Origin of the sequence: Pseudoalteromonas nigrifaciens, assembly GCF_002221505.1 — a bacterium.
GTDB classification, from domain to species: domain Bacteria; phylum Pseudomonadota; class Gammaproteobacteria; order Enterobacterales; family Alteromonadaceae; genus Pseudoalteromonas; species Pseudoalteromonas nigrifaciens.
The window spans coordinates 2,980,487-3,000,576 of sequence record NZ_CP011036.1 but is presented as its reverse complement, the minus strand read 5'-3'; the positions used below and the strand labels follow the sequence as shown (position 1 = coordinate 3,000,576).

Genomic DNA, 20,090 nt, shown 5'->3' with positions numbered 1-20,090 from the left:
TGACTGTTATAAAAAAGGCGAACATTGTAAAATGTTCGCCTTTTTTATATTGGTATAATCTCTACAAACTGTATTAGATCGTTAGTGAGCTATATTTTTACCGTGCTAACTTGGATGGCGGACTTTCCGATTATTCTATTCGTGTTTTTACCTGTTCGTTGATGAATAGCTACAAAGTATTCTATAGGGTACTTTATTTTAGAAAGCTGCTCTTCAGAAGGAGAGTGCGCCTTATCTAATATGGTTGGCCATACTATAGACTTTTTGCCTTTGGCTTTATTCAACTCACAAGGTGATTTTTTACCATTCGACATTGAGATTGTTGTGCCATCTAAAGCTAAAAACTGTACAGAACAATTATATAAATTGTTCGTATCTACGTATTCAGATATTTCATAATCAAAAGATATTTCTAGCTTATGCTGCCTTTCATTTAAATTATGAGTTTCGTTAATTTTAAGCTTTGATATTACAGCTTCACTAACGTCAAAGTCTGAATAATTTGTTGACGCACAGCCTGCTAAAGCTAATAAAGCAATTGAAATTCCGAGTTTTCTCATTATTTTTCCTTAAAATATAAAGCAACCAGATGTTGCAGTTTAGTGTTTTAAATATTCACGTTTAATCAGTATTAAGTTATATCAACAAGTGCCTTTAATTCTGGGTTTATTTTAACCTTAACCGGAATTTTAGTCGGGTTAGTTATGGAAGGCTTATATTGTTGTATTGGCATTTTATCTAATATTTTTTGTGTCATCCAATCATTAGGTATGGAGTCAATTAACTCTCTACTAACCAAAGTTCCGTTAGAATCAATAGTAATAAAAAAAGATGCTTTACCCATTCCTTTAGGTATCCACTTTGGACGCCCAGGTAAGAAAACTACCTTAGATGTTTTAGCAACCCAATATTGGTTCAAATCAGCTACATCAATCACTACAATATCGTTATTAAAGGTTGGCTCTTTAACCGAGCTACAACCTAATAAAGTCATAGACGCAAAAATAAACCACAGTACTAATTTGGTCACACAATAACTCCTAAAGCGGTCACTTGCTTAAAGGCATTATAGAGAAAGACTAGGAGGCAATACTATCAGAGCTTCCTAGTTATTATTTCCTATATTAGTAACAAATAGTTAAGAGTTTTGCTAGTTTATTGTAATTAAATTGTTGCTTTATTTTGGTGTAGTTTGTTTTTAGGAGAATATAGAGGGTTTTATATTTGAATTTTTTTGCGTGTTTAGAGCCGCATCAGATTTTTATTGCATAAAAACCTGATGCGGCTCACCTTAAATTACCTAGCGTATTTATAAGCTATCTTTGCTTATTGCTTTACCCGTAGCGCGTTACTTCCACTAAATAATTAATTTATATTGTTACAGCCATTTTTTATTTTTAAAGTACACGCCAATACTGCCGGTAAGTACAACTAAAAACACGACGAATAAAGTGAACGCATAAGGGCTTTCTGTGCCAGGTATGCCGCCTACGTTTACGCCTAATAAGCCGGTTAAAAAGCCCAGTGGCAAAAATAATGCAGCCACCACCGACATAACATACATACGCTGATTTAGCTGCTCAGATACTTGGTTAGTGACTGTTTGTTGAATAATTTGCGCCCGATCTATTGAGCTGTCTAATTCTTCAAGGTAACGAGTTAGTAAATTAGTGGTTTCATTAAGCTTAGCTTTATCCTCATCGAAGAGCCATGAATAGTGATGATTAACCATGCTAATAAGCGCTTCTTTTTGTGGCTTTAAATAGCGTTTTAAAGCAATAGTTTGCCGACGTAATTGCGACAAACCTTGATTATCAAACTTTTTGCTTGGCTCATCTATTTCTTCTTCAAATTCATCTAGGGTTTCATCTAAAGCATCAATAACACTTTCCATACGGGAAGTGAGTTTTTGGGTGATAGTGCAGACGAGTTCAGAAATACTGCGCGGACCGGTATTGTTACTAAATGAAGCTAAAATATCTTGAATAGATAGTAAGCGACGCTTTCGGGTAGTAATAACAATATCATCGTTAATAAAAAGGCGAATTGAAACCATGTCTTCAGGGCTTTGTGCCGGATTTAAATTAATACCGCGTAAAAATAACATATGGCCGTTTGTAGCAGAGGTGATACGTGGACGAGTTTCGTCTGCAGTTAGCGACTCTAATTCGTAGTCGGTTAAAAATTCACAGCCTTTTAGCCAAGTGACAACGTCAGCTTGGCTATAATCCATGTGCACCCAAAGCTTGCCTTGCTCTGGTTGCCAATTATGTAGTTCGGCGCTGTTTTCTATAGTGCGCGCACCGCCTTGCTCATCAAGTACAAGGGCGTGAAGTAAGCCATTAATCATAATAATTTCTCATAGATGGTGTGTTTTTAATACCGTTTACTATAGTGTATTTACTTTAGTAAATTAAACTTATCTTTCTTTTTTAAGAAGTTAAATTTATTTAGCGCTTCGAACAAGGGGGTTTTTGGCCCTTAAAGTTGACTAGTTTGTTACGCTTATATTGTTAAACTAGTCGGCTATAAAGATCAATCAAATCAATTTGTCGACTTGATAAATTTATTTTGTTGGTGTTTTTTTTCCGGTAGCGTATAAGACACTTTTTTATTAAGGGCACATTTATGACAGCAAAGATTACCGTTGGTTGGCGTGAGTGGTTGAGTTTACCAGAGCTAGGCATCGAGAAAGTAAAAGCAAAAATTGATACCGGTGCCCGCACCTCATGTATTCATGCACTTAATATAGAAGAGTATGAAGTTGATGGCGAAAAGTGGGTTAAATTTATTACCCAGCCATTGCAAGAAGATGAAGAAACACAAGTTGTTTGCAATGCAAAAGTTAAAAAGAAGAAGCACGTAACCAGCTCTGGCGGGCAAAAAGAGTTACGTTACTTTATAGAAACAACATTGCATGCGGGTAAATATAGCTGGCCTATAGAAATTACCTTAACTAGCCGCGCAACAATGAAGTTTAGAATGTTACTCGGGCGTACAGCCATGGAAAATCGTATAGTCGTTGACCCGGCTTTATCTCATTTATTATAAGGATGTATTAACTTTTAGAGGGACTAAGCTTCTAAAATAATACGTACTTATTAAGGTTTAAATTATGAAAATTGGTATTTTATCTCGCAACAAAAAATTGTATTCAACGCGTCGTTTAATTGAGGCGGCTGAAGCTCGTGGTCACGAAGTTAAAGTAGTAGATGCACTGCGTTGTTATATGAATATAAACTCTGAGCTACCAGAAATTCACTATCGTGGTGAAAACTTAAAAGGCTTTGATGCAGTTATTCCGCGTATTGGCGCATCAGTTACGTTTTACGGCTGTTCGGTGCTGCGTCAATTTGAAATGATGGGCGTGTATCCAGTAAACGAGTCGGTTGCTATTTCTCGCTCTCGCGATAAGTTGCGCTCATTACAGCTTTTATCTCGTAAAGGTGTAGGTATGCCAGTGACTGGTTTTGCTAGTAAACCAGATGATGTAAAAGATTTGCTCGAAATGGTAGGCGGTGCGCCGGTAGTAATTAAACTACTAGAAGGCACGCAAGGTATTGGTGTGGTATTGGCTGAAACGCGTAAAGCGGCTGAGAGTGTTATTGAAGCATTTATGGGCTTAAAAGCTAACATTATGGTGCAAGAATACATTAAAGAAGCCGGTGGTGCTGACATCCGTTGTTTTGTTTTAGGTGACAAAGTGATTGCAGCAATGAAACGCCAAGCACAAGAAGGTGAGTTCCGCTCAAACCTTCACCGTGGTGGTAGCGCTACATTAGTGCGTATTACGCCAGAAGAACGTAAAACAGCCGTTGCAGCTGCTAAAGCGATGGGCTTAAATGTAGCCGGTGTTGATTTACTTCGCTCATCACGTGGTCCTTTAGTGATGGAAGTTAACTCATCACCAGGCCTTGAGGGCATTGAAATAGCAACAGGTAAAGATATTGCAGGCATGGTGATTGATTTCATTGAAAAAACAGCATCAAGTAAAGGAACAGCAACTCGTGGCAAAGGTTAAAATTAACCGTTCTTTTACCTTATTAGGTGAAAGTGTTGGCGTAGGCGAGCGTAAAACGCTGGCCTTAGAAGCGGCAAAACTTTATACCCACTCTCCACTTAATATTCCAATTGAAGTGGTTAATGGTGTTATGGAAGGGCCGGTACTTATGGTGTGTGCGGCTATTCATGGCGATGAGCTCAATGGCGTAGAAGTGGTGCGGCAATTACTTGCTAAAATAGATCCTAACCAGTTGCGCGGCACGCTGATTGCGGTGCCGATTGTAAATGTGTTTGGCTTTATACATAAGTCGCGCTACTTACCTGATAGACGCGATATGAACCGCAGTTTTCCGGGTTCAGAGCGTGGCTCGCTGGCTGGTCGTATGGCGTATATGTTTTTTAATCAAGTGGCAGTACATTGTACCCATATTATTGATTTACATACGGGAGCTATTCACCGCACTAACTTACCGCAAATACGCGCTAATTTAGCCGATGAAGCCACCGCACAAATGGCTAAAGCATTTGGTACACCCGCAGTGATAGATGCCTCGTTACGTAATGGCTCACTGCGCAGCGAAGCCGCTAACTTAGGGATCCCGGTTATTACTTATGAAGCCGGTGAAGCACTGCGTTTTGACCCATTTGCGATTGCTGCAGGTGTACAAGGCGTTGACTATGTTATGCGCCATTTAAAAATGATCCGTGGTAAGCGTCCTAGAAAGCTTCCTGAGCCTATTATAGCCAGCTCTACAAGTTGGGTGCGTGCTAATGTAGATGGCATTGTGCGTGCGCAGGTATCGCTTGGAGAGCGTGTTACTAAGGGGCAAGTACTTGCTTATATTAGCAGCCCACTTGGCGACTCTGAACTTGAGCTACCAGCACCACGCAGTGGAATTATTATTGGCCAGCAAACTATGCCATTAGTAAATGAGGGTGATGCGGTGTTTCATATTGCGTATTTTGCTCATGCAAATAGCTTGGTTGAGCAACAGCTTGGCACTTTTATTGATGAAATAAATGATTTAGATGATGAGCTTAAAACAGCTGAGTTAAATAACTAGTTATAATAGTAAGCTACTAAATATAGATAGAATAAATTGTAAAGCCGTTTTAGTTAACCCAGTTGGGATAACAAAACGGCTTTTTTATTACTATTTATTTGGCTTTTTGGGGCCAATAATACGCCTAATTACCGGTGCTTTTGTTGGCTTAGGTTCTTTGTTTAAAACCAGTACCGGACGAGTTACAAATAAGTTATTAGGGTATATAACTCTATGCCCGTCAATGTGCTCAAGCACTACATTCATTAAGCCCATTTCTATAATGCGCCCTTCAATACTATTTGCGCCATCAACAATACGTACCCAATAGCCAACGCGGCAGTCATTTTGAATAAACATCAGTAAAAAAGCGGTGAGATTACTAAGTAATGACCAAGCGGCAAACAGTGCAACACCTAGCATAGCAAATAGCGACGAACCTAGTACTAGGAGTCCACGTAGCTCGATACCCCAAAATACCAGCACTAAACATAACATCACAAATGCGAGGATAATTTTAAGTAATAGCTCAGCACGATATTTTCGGTGTAGGTCTATTTTTCCTTTAATAGCTTTTTCGAGAAGCTTTTTAGTACCTTTTAACAGTATCGGAAAAAGTAATAACGCAATAAGGGTAACGACCAGTTTATATTGGGTGCCAAGCAGAGCTAACAATTCCAAAGTTATAGTCTCACAATAATTATATATGCCCAGTTTAACGCTTTAGGGTGCGACGAAATAGCCATTTAAAAAGAATTTTTAACATTTACCAGCCACTGTACCGAATCTACGCCATCGGCACTATCTAGCGGTGCAGCTATATCTATATGGATCATGGTGCCGGCATTTGCACGGCTTGGTGCTAAGCGCAGGCCTATACCTACATTTTTAAGAACGCGGCTATCTTCAACATTGTTTGGGGTGTTAGACCATGCTCGGCCAACATCAAGAAAAGCCGCGCCGCCTACTTTAAATAATTGCAGCAAATCATATTCCCAATAGTAACGCTTTTCTAAACTCACTAAAAAGCTGCGATCTCCATGCTGATAATCCATAGGATAGCCACGTAGGCCGGTTTCGCCGCCGAGTGTAAGTTGTTTATCGTTAGTGAGGTTTTTAGCGTACTGCACCTGAGCTTTTACATACCAAGACTGATCAATGCTGGTATTTAAATAATATTGTATTTGGCTGGTGGAGATCAGGTTTTCAAATTTGTCCTGCTCTTTATTCCAGTAACCATCAATGCCTGCACTAAAGCGCCATAAGGTATTATCGCCACTAAAGTGAGCTTTTTTAAAATTAAAAGAGTAAACCGCGCGGCTATCATCGTTACTAACAGATTCATCGGAGTAGCCTAGTAAGGCTTTTATGTTCCAACCTAAGTTTAAGTCCTCAGTACGATAAATACTGTCGAAATTGCGTACTTTTATAAAGTTATCTTCAAACCAGTGTCCGCTTACATAAGGATAGCTTAAGCTGCGATCGACGGCTAAGGGTGCAAAGGTAGAGTCTATTGCAGCAAAAGTATGTTGCTCATCAACGTAGCCCAGGCTGAGGCGCTGGGTCCAGTTACGGCTTAATGCTTTGGAGTGACCAACAAAAAAACTGTTGTAGTCGGTCGTTTGATCAAACTCGCTAAACTTTTCACCGCGCTGATATAGCGCTTCTTCGCGTTGCTCTGAATAGCTTAAAATACCGTAGCTAAAAGGGGTGTCTATAGCAAAAAACGGATAGGTAAGTTCTAGCAGATGGCGTTTACCATCGTTATTATCGGCGTACTCTAAACGCCCACGATAGCGGGTTGATAAAATATTAGGATCGTCGTATACAAATAAATAACCATTACGATCGCTATCTGTAGTGCGCGACAACGACAAACGCTTACCCCAGCCAAATAAGTTAGATTCGCGAAAACCAATACTCGACTTGTTTTCTCCGCCACTGCGGCTAAAGCTTATTTCTGGTAGTAGTGTCCATAAGTCACGCGTAACGACGGTAACATTAACGTTCCCTTCGCAGTTTTCGGTGGCAATGACTTGAGCATCGTATAAATAGTTTTGTTTACGCAGTAAGCGTTCTGATTCGGCGAGCTTTTTAGGATCAAAATTATCACCGCTCTCAAACAATAAAATACTTTTAATAACCTCAGGCTCGGTTTGAATATGCGCGCGGTTAGCAAAGCGAAATAGGGCGTTATTTTCGGCTTCGAGTTCAGTATTAAATACGTTAAGTTGCTGCAAAGTAATATTGGCAATTTTTGCATTACTACTTTGCTTTAACAGTGGCGTTGGTTGATCTAGTTGACGGCGTAAATTATTACTACTTGATGGCGTTGGTTGCTCGCTTGCGCAATCATTTTGCGCATGAGGGGTTTCTTGCGCAGCTAAACTGAACATAAAAAAGCTTGGAATACAGAGGCTAAAACAACAAGATGAAATCCATTTTTTAGTAATCATTCAAACCCTTTACTGCTACGTAGCAAATTACTACCGTAATATCAGCTTACATCATTGTTACTAAAATGTAAGTTAAAAGTAGAGAGCTTGAAGTTATTTAATTGCTATTAACTTAGGTAAAAAGTAAGTGCGGCTAATAAATGTTCAGCGTCATGGCCTTCGCCGTTAATCCAAATACTTTGGCTGTAGTGTTCAAAATTTAAATTAAATGTTTGCTGCTGATAAGTGAAGCGCAGTTGATGGCGATCGGCACCAGCAGAGTACTCATTAATGGTTATTTCATCGTGGTGTAAAAACAAGCGACTCCACAGTTCAAAGTCTTCGTCGTGGGGCGGCTCTACCGGCGTAATAATAATGCATTGATGCGTGTGGTGATATTCTATTATGGTCATAATGCTCTTAGTTAGTAGCAAGGTAGTTGCGAATTGCAGTTAAAAACTCACCGCCATACTTATTTAATTTAGTAAAGCCAACACCCGACACCTTTAAAAATTCGCTGTCGTTGGTCGGCATTAGCTGCGCCATTTCTGCAAGCGTTTTGTCGTTAAATACCACGTACGGCGGTACATCGTCGGCATCGGCTAACTCTTTTCGCAGCGCCCTTAAGCGAGCAAATAGCTTTTTGTCGTAATTAAACTGGGCTAATTTATCTTGATAAACATGCTTAGCTTGCAGGCGAGGCTCTGCGAGTTGCAACGCATATTCGCTTTTTAAAATAGCGCGCGCGGCTTCGGTTAAACGCAGTGATGCACCTTGGGTTATATCTTGGCTTAATAAGCCTTGATGAATAAGTTGGCGTAAAATACTTAGCCAAAATTCACTGCTTTTGTCTTTGCCAATGCCGTAGGTGCTGAGTTGATGATGGTTATTATCGCGAATACGACTGGTGTTTGCACCGCGTAGTAACTCAACAATATATCCAAGGCCAAAGCGTTGCTCTGCTCTGTATACACACGATAGTGCCTGCTGCGCTACTAAAGTGCCATCAAAGCTTTTGGGCGGATTTAAGCAAATATCGCAGTTACCGCATGGCTCACGTTGATACTCACTAAAATAGTTAAGCAGGATTTGTCGACGGCAGGTTTGTGCTTCGGCAAAACTGGCCATGGCATTAAAGCGCTGCTCTTCGACGCGGCGACGTTGCTCGTCGTCAATATCTTCAAAAAAGCGTCTTACGCGGCCTATATCTGCCGGATCAAAATACATTATAGCCTCAGCGGCAAGTCCATCTCGCCCAGCGCGGCCAGTTTCTTGATAGTACGACTCTATGCTTTTGGGAATATCGTAATGCAATACAAAGCGCACATTGGGTTTATTTATACCCATACCAAAGGCCACTGTAGCAACCACTATTTGTATATCGTCGCGGGCAAAGCCGGTTTGCACAAATTGGCGCTGCTCGTTACTCATACCTGCATGATAGGCGGCGGCGTTAAGTCCCGCGTCGGCTAACTTTTCGGCTATGTCGTCTACGCGCTTACGGCTGGTGCAATAAATTATGCCGCTTTGGCTTTTTTGTTCTTTTAAATAGCGCAGCAGTTGCACCATAGGTTTAAATTTTTCTTCTATGGTGTAGCGAATATTAGGGCGATCAAAGCTGCCGGTATGAATATAGGGTTGTTGTAACTTTAATTGCTCAACAATATCAAAACGAGTGGCTTTATCGGCAGTTGCAGTAAGGGCCATCATAGGTACATGAGCAAAGCGTTGTTTTAATTCGCTTAAACGAAAGTAATGGGGTCTAAAATCGTGCCCCCAATGCGATACACAATGCGCTTCGTCAATAGCAAATAAGCTGATTTTTAAATGCGATAAGCGCTCTAAAAACTCGCGCTGCAGCACTTTTTCAGGGGCAACATACAGTAGTTTAATTAATCCCTGATGGAGTTGTTGGTATACCTGCTGCTGCTCTTCGCGGGCTAAGCTATTATTTATATATGCGGCTTTAACGCCCAGCGCTTGTAGTTGAGTTACCTGATCTTGCATTAGCGATATTAGCGGAGAAATAACAATAGTTACCCCTTCAAGCACTAAAGCGGGTATTTGATAGCACACAGATTTACCGCCACCGGTTGGCAGCAATACCAACGAATCTTGGCCGTTAATGGCTGCATCAATAACCGTTTTTTGGCCGTCGCGAAATTCACTATAACCAAACACTTGTTTGAGTACAGCTTCAGGGGTGCGCACAAGTGAGCTAGAGGGTGGTGTTAATGTATTCATTGCGGGGTATTTTAGTGTTTTTTGTACAGGATGTCTTTAGCGAGTGTTGAATGTTTTTTGAATAAATTTATAACGTGTGAATTTACTCGCTCAGGGGGGTGATATTAGCTGACTTTAAGCGGCTAATAAATTTAACTGTGTTGCTAGTTTTATCCTAGTTATGCTTTACTCCTCTTACCAGATATAACATAGAGAATAATAATGAATAAAGAAATGTTAATAGAGCATGTAGGCTCGCTGTTTGTAAATAATATGCCGTTTAATCAGTTTTTAAAAATATCGGTAGAATCACTTAGCCCAGAACAAGCAAAAATATCGTTTCCTTGGCAGGATATACTCATAGGTAATCCGGCACAAAAAATACTCCATGGCGGCGTTATTTCGGCAGTGCTCGATAACGTAGGTGGTATGTTAGCCGCAGCAAGTGTAATAGATAAGCTAAACGATGTTGATATTTTATCTGTGCAGCAAAAACTAGCCACCTTGGGCACTATAGATATGCGCACCGATTACCTACGCCCAGGCAAAGGCGAGAAATTTATAGCCAGTGCCACTTTAATTCGCTCGGGCAATAAAGTATGTGTTTGTAGGATGGAATTGCATAATGAGCAAGCAGTACAAATAGCATTTGGTACGGGCACGTATTTAGTTGGCTAATAAAAGTTTGCGGAGTAAACTGGCGACCTTTTGAATAACTAAGTGTTTATTTATGCCGATTGATACCGAGAAGCGCAAGGGCGCCATTTTGGCTTGCATCGCTTTTACTATATGGGGTTTAGCACCTATATACTTTAAGCAACTCCAGCATGTTACTGCATTTGAAATTTTAACGCATCGTGTTGTGTGGTCGGTGATGTTTTTAATTATTATTGTGAGTATTTTAGGCCAGTGGGATAGAATTAAACGCATTATAGTACAGCCTAAACTATTGTTAATGCTGGTTTTAACCTCGTCGATACTGGGGTTTAACTGGGGCTTGTTTATATGGGCAGTTAATAATAATCATATGCTTGATGCCAGTTTAGGTTATTACATTAATCCGTTACTAAATGTATTACTGGGAGTGTTATTTTTAGGCGAACGTTTACGTAAGTTTCAAATGGTTGCTGTTGCTTTAGCATTTACCGGTGTACTGCTGCAATTAATAAGTTTTGGCTCATTTCCTGTGGTTGCTTTTTCGTTAGCTATATCATTTGCAATATATGGTTTACTGCGTAAGAAACTGCCAGTGGAAGCATTGTCCGGTATTTCAATAGAAGCATTTATACTCTTGCCCGTAGCGCTTATTTATTGGTATTTAATGGTGCCTACAGCAACGTCAAGCTTGCCTGCTAATGACTGGCATACCAATGTGTTACTCATTAGTGCCGGGATCATTACCACCTTACCACTACTGTGCTTTACCGGCGCTGCTAAGCGTTTGCAATACACCACTTTAGGCTTTTTTCAGTACATAGGGCCAAGTTTGATGTTTATATTAGCTGTGATGCTTTACGGTGAAGTGTTTGATGCCGAGCGAGTAGTTACATTTGTTTGTATTTGGAGTGCATTGGCTATTTTTAGTTGGGACTCTTTTAGGCAATCTCGTAAACGTAAAAAAGCCGCTATTGTGGCCTCAGGCGTGGTTTAAAAGTTAGTTAACTTAAGTAAGCACGTAGCGCGATGTATTTTGTACTCGCGCTAGGCTTGGTGTATGTTTAACTATTTAAAATGTAAAAATTAAATAGTTAAAGCAATTACATACTGTCTGACTCGGCGTAATAGTCTTGGCTTATTGGTGCTGGGGTCGCTATTTTTGAGCGGCCAAATAATGTATGGAACTTTGCTTTGCTGGTTGTTAACTTTAAGTATTTAACCCAAGCGCGCTCAATTGCATTGGTTGGCTCTAAAGCACCACTAATAACAGCGACAAATTGTTGCTGATGTTCATTTTGTGGCTCTAGGGCTTTATTATGTAAGCCTTTTAAAACAACACCGTGTTGCTCTAATATACTGGCTTCTAATAAGGTAAAGTTTCCGCTGCGACCAAATCCGCGTGGGAAATTTTGATCATCAAAAAACTGACGTTGACTAACAAATGCTTGGCGAAGTAGTGAAATATCATTGCTCATTGTTGTACCCTCATACCTTGGTAATTGCTGGAGTATGCGGCAAGTTTGCAAATATTTTAAACAAGTTATTTTTATCGTGAGGATAAAAGATTGGATATCGATTTATTAAAAACATTTGTTGAGGTAGTACGCACTCGTCACTTTGGCAAAGCGGCTGAAAACCTTTATATCACGCAGTCTGCAGTAAGCTTTAGAATTCGTCAATTAGAGCAAGGGCTTGGTGTTAATTTGTTTATTCGCCAGCGCAATAATATTCAACTAACAGCGCCAGGTGAGCGTTTATTACCCCATGCACAAATGATCATTACCGGCATGCAAAGAGCAAAAGTAGATGTGGCACTTGCCGATAATATGCATAAACAAATTTGCCTAGCGGGTACACCAAACATTTGGGATGCATTTTTACAGTTTGGTATTACTAATATTGTATCGGCAATGCCCGGTGTGTCTTTGGTGGCTGAGGTAAAAGCACAACAAGAAAGTACCCGCCTGTTATTAGAGCGCACCTTAGATTTAGCTATTTTATTTGATCCACCAAAAGTTGATGAGCTGGTGGTTGAGCGAATTTGCGAACTACCCATTATACCGGTAAGCGCGTTTGATACTGCCAGTTACGATAACTTTTTTGATAACCAGTACGTATATGTTGACTGGGGCACGACATTCTCACTGTGGCATGCTCGCCAGTTTACTGGCAAAACCCCACCTTACTTTAGAACAAGTACAGGGCGTATAGCACTTGATTTAATATTGCAATGCGGAGGGAGTGCATTCATTCCTCAAGTACTTGTTGCAGCGCATTTAGAAAAAGGCGAGTTATTTCATGTGAAAGACGTAGAAACCACCTCGCGCGATATATTTGTTGCCTATCACAGAGACAATGAGCAAAAAGAGTTAATAGAAACATTAGTAAATTTATTAACCCAAATGACTCCTAAGTTACCCGTTGAGTAAGGCCAATGGTTTTGCTGTATATGTACGTTTGATTGCAACTATTATGTGTTTTTATGAATTTAAAAGTGTAAAAATATGACGTCTGTAATATTTTTGTCATTTAACAATGCCAAACTCCTGTTGCATTAAAAACGAGTCTGTTGTGATTATCGAGGAAATAACATGAAATTTGTAAAGTCGAGCTTATGTGTAGCTTTATTAGGTGGTTTGTCTTTTAATGCGCTTGCTGAAGTGGATTTTTACGGTAAAGCGAACGTAACACTACAGTCGTCGGATGATGGTGAGGGGTCTTTTACCGAAATTAAAAGTAACAAATCACGTTTGGGCTTAAAAGGGTCTGAAAAAATATCTGATGGCTTAGAAGCTGTTTATAAGTTTGAATTTCAAGTTGATGTTTCTGACGCCGACTCAAAAGGTGATAATGACGACAATATCTCTGCTCGTAATCAGTATATAGGTTTAAAAGGCGCGTTTGGCCAAGTTGTTATTGGCCGTAACGATACCGCGCTTAAGCAGTCACAAGGTAAAGTTGATTTATTTAGCGACCTTGAAGGCGACATTAAAAATGCCTTTAAAGGTGAAAATAGAATGGGCAGTAGTGTTTCTTATGCCTCTAATTCTTACCAAGGTTTTAAGCTTTTGGCTACGTTTGTTGCAGAGGATAGCGATTCAGCAGGTGCTGAAAATGGCTATTCAATGGCAGTAACTTATGGTGACGCAGCCCTTAAAAAGAGCGCAATATATGCCGCTATTGCTGCCGATAGCGAAGTGAACGGCTACGATGTATTGCGCGCATCAGTACAAGGTAAAGTAGCCGATTTTAAATTAGGCGCTATGTATCAAACGCAAGAAAAAGTTGATGGCAGTAGTGAGGCCGACGGTTATTTATTAAGTGCGGCTTACACTATGGCTAGCAATACCTTTAAATTGCAGTACCAGGCAATGGATTTTAAAGGCAGTGATGACAAAACGGCTATTTCGGCAGGTGTTGATCATCAGTTAAATAAAAACACTAAATTATTTGGTTTTTATTCTAATTTCGATATGGACAACAACGTTGACCAAGACTACTTAGGTGTAGGTATAGAATATAAATTTTAAGCAGCGCTTAGCACTGCCTTTTTAAGCCGTACTTTGTTAAGTGCGGTTTTTTTTGCTTTAAATTATTTACTTAGCCGCCCATAATAGAGTATTCATTTGGAATGAGGTGCAACTCCTCAACTGTTCCCGCAACTGTAATTAGCATAACGCTTTAAGTCAGATACAAATAAACTATTTTAACGAGCGGGTTTACTCATCTTCAAATTATGTACTAGCCATAGTTAGTTGCATTGTTAGTGAGCGCATTCCTGCCTAGGGCTAACTATTGCAAACTCAAACGCCATTAAATACACCATTGTTAAGCGTTAATCACGTGTCGTGGAATATTGGCAGTAAAACTATCCTCAACAATGTTAATTTGCAAATAAAGCAAGGTAAGTTCGTTGGCTTAATTGGCCCCAATGGCGCAGGTAAATCTAGTTTACTGCGGTGTTTGTATCGCTTTAATCAGCCCACTGCAGGGCAAATTAAATTTAATAATACCGATATTTGGCAGTTAAAAAGCCATGAATACGCAAAGCAGGTTGCGGTTGTTTTACAAGAAACCCCATCACAATTTAATTTAACTTTATTAGATGTGGTTGCACTTGGGTTAACCCCGCATAAAGCATTATTTAGCACCACCACAACAGCCGACACACAAAAAATAAACCAAGCTATAGCGCGAGTTGGCTTGCAGGATCATGCAAGCCAACGTTTTGAGTCGCTTTCGGGAGGAGAAAAACAACGTGCATTAATTGCTCGGGCTATGGTGCAGCAACCGCAACTATTAATTATGGATGAGCCAACCAGCCACTTAGATGTGAAGTATCAAATTCAGGTAATGGAGTTGGCTAAATCGCTTGGCGTTACTGTGTTTGCATCGTTTCATGATTTAAATTTAGCCGCTGCTATGTGCGATGAGCTGGTGGTTATAAATCACGGCGAAATTGTTAATACAGGCTCTCCCATCGATGTGCTCAGCGAGGACATGCTCAATGATGTATTTGGTGTATGTGCACAAGTAAGCCACCACCCGCAAATGTCTAAACTAGGTGGTGTTATTCCACATATTACTTACTTTTATGGGTATGAATAATATGCGCATGCTTAACAATCATTCAATAGCACTTTTAGTCACAGTACTAGCTGCATTATTTACGTTATTTACGGCGCTGAGTTATGGCGCTGCCGACATATCATTAACTGATGTATTTAAAAGTATTTTCACCTCAACAGAGGGCTCCTTTAACACTCGAATTATTGTTGAATTAAGAATGCCACGCACATTACTGGCATTTTTAGCTGGCAGTGGTTTAGCCATTGCCGGGCTTATTTTGCAAACCGTGACGCGTAATCCGTTAGCAGATCCTTATTTATTTGGGATATCGTCTGGGGCGTCTTTGGGGGTAGTTATACTCATGGCGTTTGTGGGCATTAGTGCGGGCTTTGCATTATCGGCAGCGGCATTGGCTGGCAGTTTAGTGGCTATGAGTTTACTTATATTGATTGCAGGGCGGCAGCAAAGTGGGCAAGTAGAATCTATGCTGCTGGCAGGTGTGGCCTTGTCATTTTTATTTAGCGCATTTACCAGTTTATTACTTTACTGGAGCGATCCTCAGGCAGTTGCGGCTATTTTATTTTGGACGCTCGGCAGTTTTGCACGAGCGCAGTGGGCAACGCTGTGGTTACCTTTTGTGGTTATTGTATTGTGTACATTTACAATGCTTAGTTTTAGGCGCCAACTAAATGCCATGCTGCTCGGCGATGAAAGTGCTATAACACTGGGTGTGCGGGTACATCGCTTTAGAATATTGATGCTAGTTTTAAGTTCGCTGATAACGGCAGTGTTAGTGGCTATGTGTGGCGGAATTGGCTTTGTAGGATTAATGGTGCCGCATATAGTGCGTTTTTTTATCTCCCAAGGTAGCTTATCTGGCTTACTGGTAACGAGTTTGGTGGGCGGTACTTTTATGGTTTGGGTTGATGTGCTAGCGCGCACGTTATTAACTAATCAAGAGTTACCCGTTGGGGTTATTACTGCAGCTATTGGTAGCGTGTTTTTTTTAAGCTTATTGTATTTTCGTAAGCGCCAGGTGTAGGGCTATAAAATGAAAACGTTAATGGTGCAAGGCACCACATCCGATGCGGGTAAAAGTACACTGGTTGCGGCGCTGTGTAGAGCATTTGCTAATAGAGGGCTAAATGTAGCGCCATTTAAGCCACAAAATATGGCATTAAATAGTGCAGTTACAGATGATGGTGGTGAAATAGGTCGTGCTCAAGCACTGCAAGCTATAGCGGCAAAGGTAGCCCCTGAAACTGACTTTAACCCCATATTACTTAAGCCAAATAGCGATACTGGCGCGCAGGTTATTATTCATGGTAAAGCCATAAGTAATATGGAAGCTGGGGCGTATCACGATTATAAAAAAGTAGCTATGGATGCAGTACTCACGTCGCATAACCGTTTAGCAAAACGTTTTGATTTATTGCTGGTGGAAGGGGCGGGCAGCCCAGCCGAAATAAACCTCAGAGCCAACGACATTGCTAATATGGGCTACGCCGAAGCCGTTGACTGCCCCGTAATTATAATTGCCGATATAGATAAAGGCGGTGTGTTTGCTCATTTAGTGGGTACTTTGGCATTATTGAGTGAGTCGGAGCAAGCGCGGGTAAAAGGCTTTGTAATAAATCGTTTTAGAGGCGATATAAGCTTATTACAAAGTGGACTTGATTGGCTGGAACAGTACACAGGTAAACCGGTGTTAGGCGTATTGCCGTATTTACACGACCTTGCATTAGATGCTGAGGATGCAATTGCTATTGATAATACGCTAACTAATGCCAGCGTTAATATTGCCGTGCTGCTTGTGCCGCACATTAGCAACCATACTGACTTTGATGCACTGCGCTTACATCCCAATATAAATATTAATTATGTAGCGCATACACAAGCGATCCCCGATGTTGATTTGATCATTTTACCGGGGAGTAAAAACGTATTAAGTGATTTAGCCTTTTTAAAAAATGAAGGCTGGGATACACAAATAAAACGCCATTTACGTTATGGTGGTAAAGTGCTCGGTATTTGTGGTGGTATGCAAATGCTTGGCAATAGTATTAATGATCCCCTAGGTGTTGAGTCATCATTACAGCATATGCCGGGGCTAGCGTTAAGTGATTTTACCAGCACACTTACAGCACAAAAAATATTGAGTAATGTAACCGCGACTATGCAATTAAATAACCAGCAAACACTTTGTAGTGGCTACGAAATTCATGCAGGCATTAGCCAAGGTGAAGCACTTAATAAACCATTTTTAAGCTTTAATGAACACCCAAATGGCTTTACAGCCGATGGGTTTATTAGTGATGATAACGCCATAGCGGGTACTTATTTACATGGCTTATTTGATCAAGCGAGTGCCACATTGCAAATATTAAAGTGGCTCAAAGCCGATACAGTTACTAATCCGGTTAATATTAACAAGCACCGTGAGCAGCAACTAGAGCGTTTAGCTGCCATGTGTGAAACGCATTTAAATATTGCACACATTATTAAAATTTATGAAGGGCATAATCATGAGCGAACAAAGTAAAGATAAGCATCAGCAACGCCAACAAAAATTAAAAGATCAAGTTGATGCACGAATAGCTGCAGCGCAACAAGAAAAAGGTATTTTTCAGGTTATAACCGGTAATGGCAAAGGTAAATCGACCTCGGGCTTTGGTGTGGTAGCACGTTGTGTTGGTCATGGAAAAAAAGCCGCTGTGTGCCAGTACATAAAAGGCACTTGGGAATGTGGAGAGCGTAACTTGTTACAGAGTGCGGGTGTAGAGTTTGTTGTAATGGGCACAGGCTTTACATGGAATACCCAAGACAAGGAAAGCGATACCGCAGCCGCGCAAGCTGCTTGGCAAGAGTCAAAGCGACTGCTTAGTGACGCAAGCCTAGATGTAGTGCTGCTCGATGAGCTAACCTACATGGTAACCTATGGGTATATTGATGTAGATGAAGTGCTAGAGGCGATTAGCAACAGACCGCCAATGCAGTCGGTTATTATTACCGGCCGTGCAGCCCATCGTAAATTAATAGAACTGGCTGATACAGTAAGCGAAGTGCGTAATGTAAAACATGCATTTGATGCAGGTGTTAAGGCTCTGCAAGGTTTTGATTACTAATGTTTAAACAGCTTGTTATTGGTCTATTGTTACTCTGTGTATCGCAGCATGCGCAGGCTAATAAGATACAAATTGATAAAGTACAGCCGGCTAAAGCGCTGCGTATTGTGGCACTGGCTCCGCACATAGTAGAAAACCTGTATGCAATAGGCGCGGGAGATAATATTGTTGGCACAGTTGATTACGCCGACTACCCAGCAGCGGCAAAAGGTATTACCCGTATTGGCGGTTACTATGGTATTTCAATCGAAAAGCTTTTAGTCCTTAAGCCAGATATAGTAATTGCTTGGAAAAGTGGTAATCAAAGCGATGATTTAGCACAAATAGAGCGCTTAGGTATTAAGCTTTATTTAACTGATCCAACGACAATTACAGGTATTGCCGATGAGTTGCTTATGCTAGGAAAACTTACCGGTAACATTAAACAAAGCGAGCAAGTGGTAAAAGCATTTAATGCTAAACTTGCAGCCATTAAAGCCAAGCAACAGGGTAAAAGTAAACTCACTGGCTTTTATCAACTCTGGTCTGAGCCGATGATGACTGTGTCGAAAAATACCGGAATAAGTGAGTTAATAGCCACTTGCCAAGTAACCAATGTATTTGCAAATAGCCGCACCGACTATCCACAAATAAGCATAGAAAATGTGATTGTGGCTAAACCGCAAATTATAATTATTCCGGATGAAAAATCAGCAACACCGCAACCCACTATTAATTGGCAGCAATGGCCAGAAATACCCGCAGTAAAAAACAAGCAGTTTTTATCTGTAAATGCCGACTTACTACATCGTTTTTCAGCACGTATGCTAGATGGGCTGGCCGATATGTGTGATAAAATAGACGTATCACGTCAACAAATAAAGAGCATACAATGAGCGATTGGACTGCATTTTTAAAGCAAGAATTACAGCAAGCATATATGCAGCAAACACTCGGCTACGTTGCTAAGCGCCGCAGTGAAGGTGTTGCTGTTTATCCTCCAAAAGAGCAAGTGTTTAGCGCATTTGCTGCAACACCGCTTAGTGATATACGCGTTGTTATTTTAGGGCAAGATCCTTACCACGGTGAAGGCCAAGCGCATGGTTTGTGTTTTTCAGTATTACCTGAGGTTAAAAAGCTGCCACCTTCGCTTAAAAATATTTATAAAGAGCTGGCTAGCGATATAAACGATTTTGTTATTCCTACCCATGGTTACTTGCAAAGCTGGGCAGAGCAGGGAGTGTTTTTACTCAATACAGTACTTACGGTAGAGCAAGGCCAAGCCCATTCGCATAAACACTTAGGATGGGAGCAATTTACCGATAAGGTTATTGCGCATATAAACACCCATTGTGAAGGCGTAATATTTATTTTGTGGGGTGCTCATGCACAAAAAAAAGGTAAGGGAATTGATAGCGCACGCCAGCATATTTTAGCAGGGCCGCACCCATCGCCACTGTCTGCTCATCGAGGTTTTTTTGGTTGTAGGCATTTTTCAGCCACGAATGCGTTATTGCAATCTCAAGGTAAAACGCCGATTAATTGGCAAGTATAATTTTAACTTTTAAAACCAAAGGCCCGCACAGTAATGCGGGCCTTTTAGTTAGTCGTTTAAAAGTCGAGCTCATTAACGGCTATACTGTCTGTAAAGTAGTCCAACTCCTGTAGTTCTTTGCGTAAACGATACTTTTCTTGTATTGCTTCGATTTCGCGCCATCTTCTTTTTTTATTTTTTTGAGAAGCTTCCTTTTTTGTTTCAGGACCTTCTATTATATTGCTTAGGCTATCCATGAATATCTCCTTTAGACTGCATTTGATACCAGTCTTATTAAAAACATAAGCTATAACGGCTCACTAATTTAACGCAATAGGTATTAACTTCGCGAATACCTATACCATAGGCCTAGCTAAAATAGAATATAAAAGTGACATTTATGTTACTAAAGTGTGATTTGTTGATGAAGTTTTACTTTATGATGGGTTTATAAGTTTTTTGCATATAAATTACAGGCATAAAAAAACGTCGCAACTGCGACGTTTTTATACAAGCGTTTGAG

General features: G+C 40.5%; 22 protein-coding genes and 1 riboswitch. Of the genes, 13 read left to right on the top strand and 9 right to left on the bottom strand.

The window, feature by feature from the left end; translation table 11 throughout:
* Positions 1–89 precede the first annotated feature (89 nt).
* The 3 genes from PNIG_RS14260 to PNIG_RS14250 form a co-directional block, all read right to left on the bottom strand.
* Positions 90–560, bottom strand: a complete 471-nt coding sequence (locus PNIG_RS14260) for a hypothetical protein (RefSeq protein ID WP_089368752.1) — start codon at positions 558–560, stop codon at positions 90–92.
* 71 nt (positions 561–631) lie between these two features.
* Entirely contained in the window at positions 632–1,030 is a 399-nt protein-coding gene (locus PNIG_RS14255) for a hypothetical protein (RefSeq protein WP_089368751.1), read from the bottom strand.
* A 348-nt stretch (positions 1,031–1,378) separates the two neighbouring features.
* Positions 1,379–2,350 carry a zinc transporter ZntB gene (locus PNIG_RS14250; protein WP_089368750.1) on the bottom strand — a complete coding sequence of 324 codons (972 nt, stop codon included), beginning with the start codon at positions 2,348–2,350 and terminating at the stop codon, positions 1,379–1,381.
* 278 nt (positions 2,351–2,628) lie between these two features.
* Here PNIG_RS14250 and PNIG_RS14245 point away from each other — a divergent pair, with 278 nt between their 5' ends.
* The 3 genes from PNIG_RS14245 to PNIG_RS14235 all read left to right on the top strand — a co-directional run bounded on the left by PNIG_RS14245 (position 2,629) and on the right by PNIG_RS14235 (position 5,066).
* On the top strand, positions 2,629–3,051 hold the full coding sequence (locus PNIG_RS14245; protein WP_086995212.1) for an ATP-dependent zinc protease family protein: 423 nt from the start codon (positions 2,629–2,631) through the stop codon (positions 3,049–3,051).
* Between the two features lie 64 nt (positions 3,052–3,115).
* Positions 3,116–4,021 carry a 30S ribosomal protein S6--L-glutamate ligase gene (gene rimK / locus PNIG_RS14240; protein ID WP_011329225.1) on the top strand — a complete coding sequence of 302 codons (906 nt, stop codon included), beginning with the start codon at positions 3,116–3,118 and terminating at the stop codon, positions 4,019–4,021.
* The gene (locus tag PNIG_RS14235) at positions 4,008–5,066 is read left to right on the top strand and encodes a succinylglutamate desuccinylase/aspartoacylase family protein (RefSeq protein ID WP_011329224.1); all 1,059 of its coding nucleotides are present in this window, start codon (positions 4,008–4,010) and stop codon (positions 5,064–5,066) included. The genes rimK and PNIG_RS14235 overlap by 14 nt, the downstream gene beginning before the upstream one ends.
* Positions 5,067–5,156: 90 nt before the next feature.
* Here the strand turns inward: PNIG_RS14235 and PNIG_RS14230 are convergent, their stop codons facing one another.
* From PNIG_RS14230 to recQ, 4 genes are all read right to left on the bottom strand, one after another.
* Positions 5,157–5,726, bottom strand: coding sequence for a mechanosensitive ion channel domain-containing protein (locus PNIG_RS14230; protein WP_011329223.1), 570 nt, complete (start codon positions 5,724–5,726; stop codon positions 5,157–5,159).
* Between the two features lie 65 nt (positions 5,727–5,791).
* Positions 5,792–7,501: a ShlB/FhaC/HecB family hemolysin secretion/activation protein gene (locus tag PNIG_RS14225; protein ID WP_089368749.1), complete on the bottom strand. Its 1,710-nt coding sequence runs from the start codon at positions 7,499–7,501 to the stop codon at positions 5,792–5,794.
* 107 nt (positions 7,502–7,608) lie between these two features.
* Entirely contained in the window at positions 7,609–7,893 is a 285-nt protein-coding gene (locus PNIG_RS14220; RefSeq protein ID WP_011329221.1) for a DUF3630 family protein, read from the bottom strand.
* A 7-nt stretch (positions 7,894–7,900) separates the two neighbouring features.
* Positions 7,901–9,724, bottom strand: a complete 1,824-nt coding sequence (recQ, locus tag PNIG_RS14215) for a DNA helicase RecQ (protein WP_011329220.1) — start codon at positions 9,722–9,724, stop codon at positions 7,901–7,903.
* A gap of 201 nt (positions 9,725–9,925) precedes the next feature.
* Between recQ and PNIG_RS14210 the strand changes: the two genes are divergently transcribed.
* A complete protein-coding gene (locus PNIG_RS14210) occupies positions 9,926–10,381 on the top strand; it encodes a thioesterase family protein (RefSeq protein WP_172459223.1) in 456 nt (151 codons plus the stop codon).
* Between the two features lie 52 nt (positions 10,382–10,433).
* A complete protein-coding gene (gene rarD / locus PNIG_RS14205) occupies positions 10,434–11,354 on the top strand; it encodes an EamA family transporter RarD (RefSeq protein WP_011329218.1) in 921 nt (306 codons plus the stop codon).
* A gap of 106 nt (positions 11,355–11,460) precedes the next feature.
* On the opposite strand, the gene PNIG_RS14200 is transcribed toward rarD, so the two are convergent.
* Positions 11,461–11,835, bottom strand: coding sequence for a MaoP family protein (locus PNIG_RS14200; RefSeq protein ID WP_011329217.1), 375 nt, complete (start codon positions 11,833–11,835; stop codon positions 11,461–11,463).
* A gap of 90 nt (positions 11,836–11,925) precedes the next feature.
* Here PNIG_RS14200 and PNIG_RS14195 point away from each other — a divergent pair, with 90 nt between their 5' ends.
* The 8 genes from PNIG_RS14195 (at position 11,926) to ung (ending at position 19,588) form a co-directional block, all read left to right on the top strand.
* Positions 11,926–12,789, top strand: a complete 864-nt coding sequence (locus tag PNIG_RS14195) for a LysR family transcriptional regulator (RefSeq protein WP_011329216.1) — start codon at positions 11,926–11,928, stop codon at positions 12,787–12,789.
* A gap of 162 nt (positions 12,790–12,951) precedes the next feature.
* On the top strand, positions 12,952–13,890 hold the full coding sequence (locus PNIG_RS14190) for a porin (RefSeq protein WP_089368748.1): 939 nt from the start codon (positions 12,952–12,954) through the stop codon (positions 13,888–13,890).
* Positions 13,891–13,935: 45 nt separating this feature from the next.
* A riboswitch (cobalamin riboswitch) is annotated at positions 13,936–14,076 on the top strand.
* 79 nt (positions 14,077–14,155) lie between these two features.
* The gene (locus PNIG_RS14185) at positions 14,156–14,968 is read left to right on the top strand and encodes an ABC transporter ATP-binding protein (RefSeq protein ID WP_089368747.1); all 813 of its coding nucleotides are present in this window, start codon (positions 14,156–14,158) and stop codon (positions 14,966–14,968) included.
* A 1-nt stretch (position 14,969) separates the two neighbouring features.
* Complete coding sequence (locus PNIG_RS14180; RefSeq protein ID WP_089368981.1) at positions 14,970–15,971, top strand: FecCD family ABC transporter permease; 1,002 nt, start codon at positions 14,970–14,972, stop codon at positions 15,969–15,971.
* Between the two features lie 9 nt (positions 15,972–15,980).
* Positions 15,981–17,471, top strand: a complete 1,491-nt coding sequence (locus tag PNIG_RS14175) for a cobyric acid synthase (RefSeq protein ID WP_089368746.1) — start codon at positions 15,981–15,983, stop codon at positions 17,469–17,471.
* A complete protein-coding gene (gene cobO, locus PNIG_RS14170) occupies positions 17,455–18,054 on the top strand; it encodes a cob(I)yrinic acid a,c-diamide adenosyltransferase (RefSeq protein WP_086995231.1) in 600 nt (199 codons plus the stop codon). Before PNIG_RS14175 ends, cobO begins: the two co-directional genes overlap by 17 nt.
* Complete coding sequence (locus PNIG_RS14165; RefSeq protein WP_089368745.1) at positions 18,054–18,929, top strand: cobalamin-binding protein; 876 nt, start codon at positions 18,054–18,056, stop codon at positions 18,927–18,929. The genes cobO and PNIG_RS14165 overlap by 1 nt, the downstream gene beginning before the upstream one ends.
* Positions 18,926–19,588: a uracil-DNA glycosylase gene (gene ung, locus PNIG_RS14160; RefSeq protein ID WP_089368744.1), complete on the top strand. Its 663-nt coding sequence runs from the start codon at positions 18,926–18,928 to the stop codon at positions 19,586–19,588. Before PNIG_RS14165 ends, ung begins: the two co-directional genes overlap by 4 nt.
* 56 nt (positions 19,589–19,644) lie before the next feature.
* Here the strand turns inward: ung and PNIG_RS14155 are convergent, their stop codons facing one another.
* A complete protein-coding gene (locus PNIG_RS14155) occupies positions 19,645–19,824 on the bottom strand; it encodes a DUF3545 family protein (RefSeq protein WP_011329208.1) in 180 nt (59 codons plus the stop codon).
* Positions 19,825–20,090 lie beyond the last annotated feature (266 nt).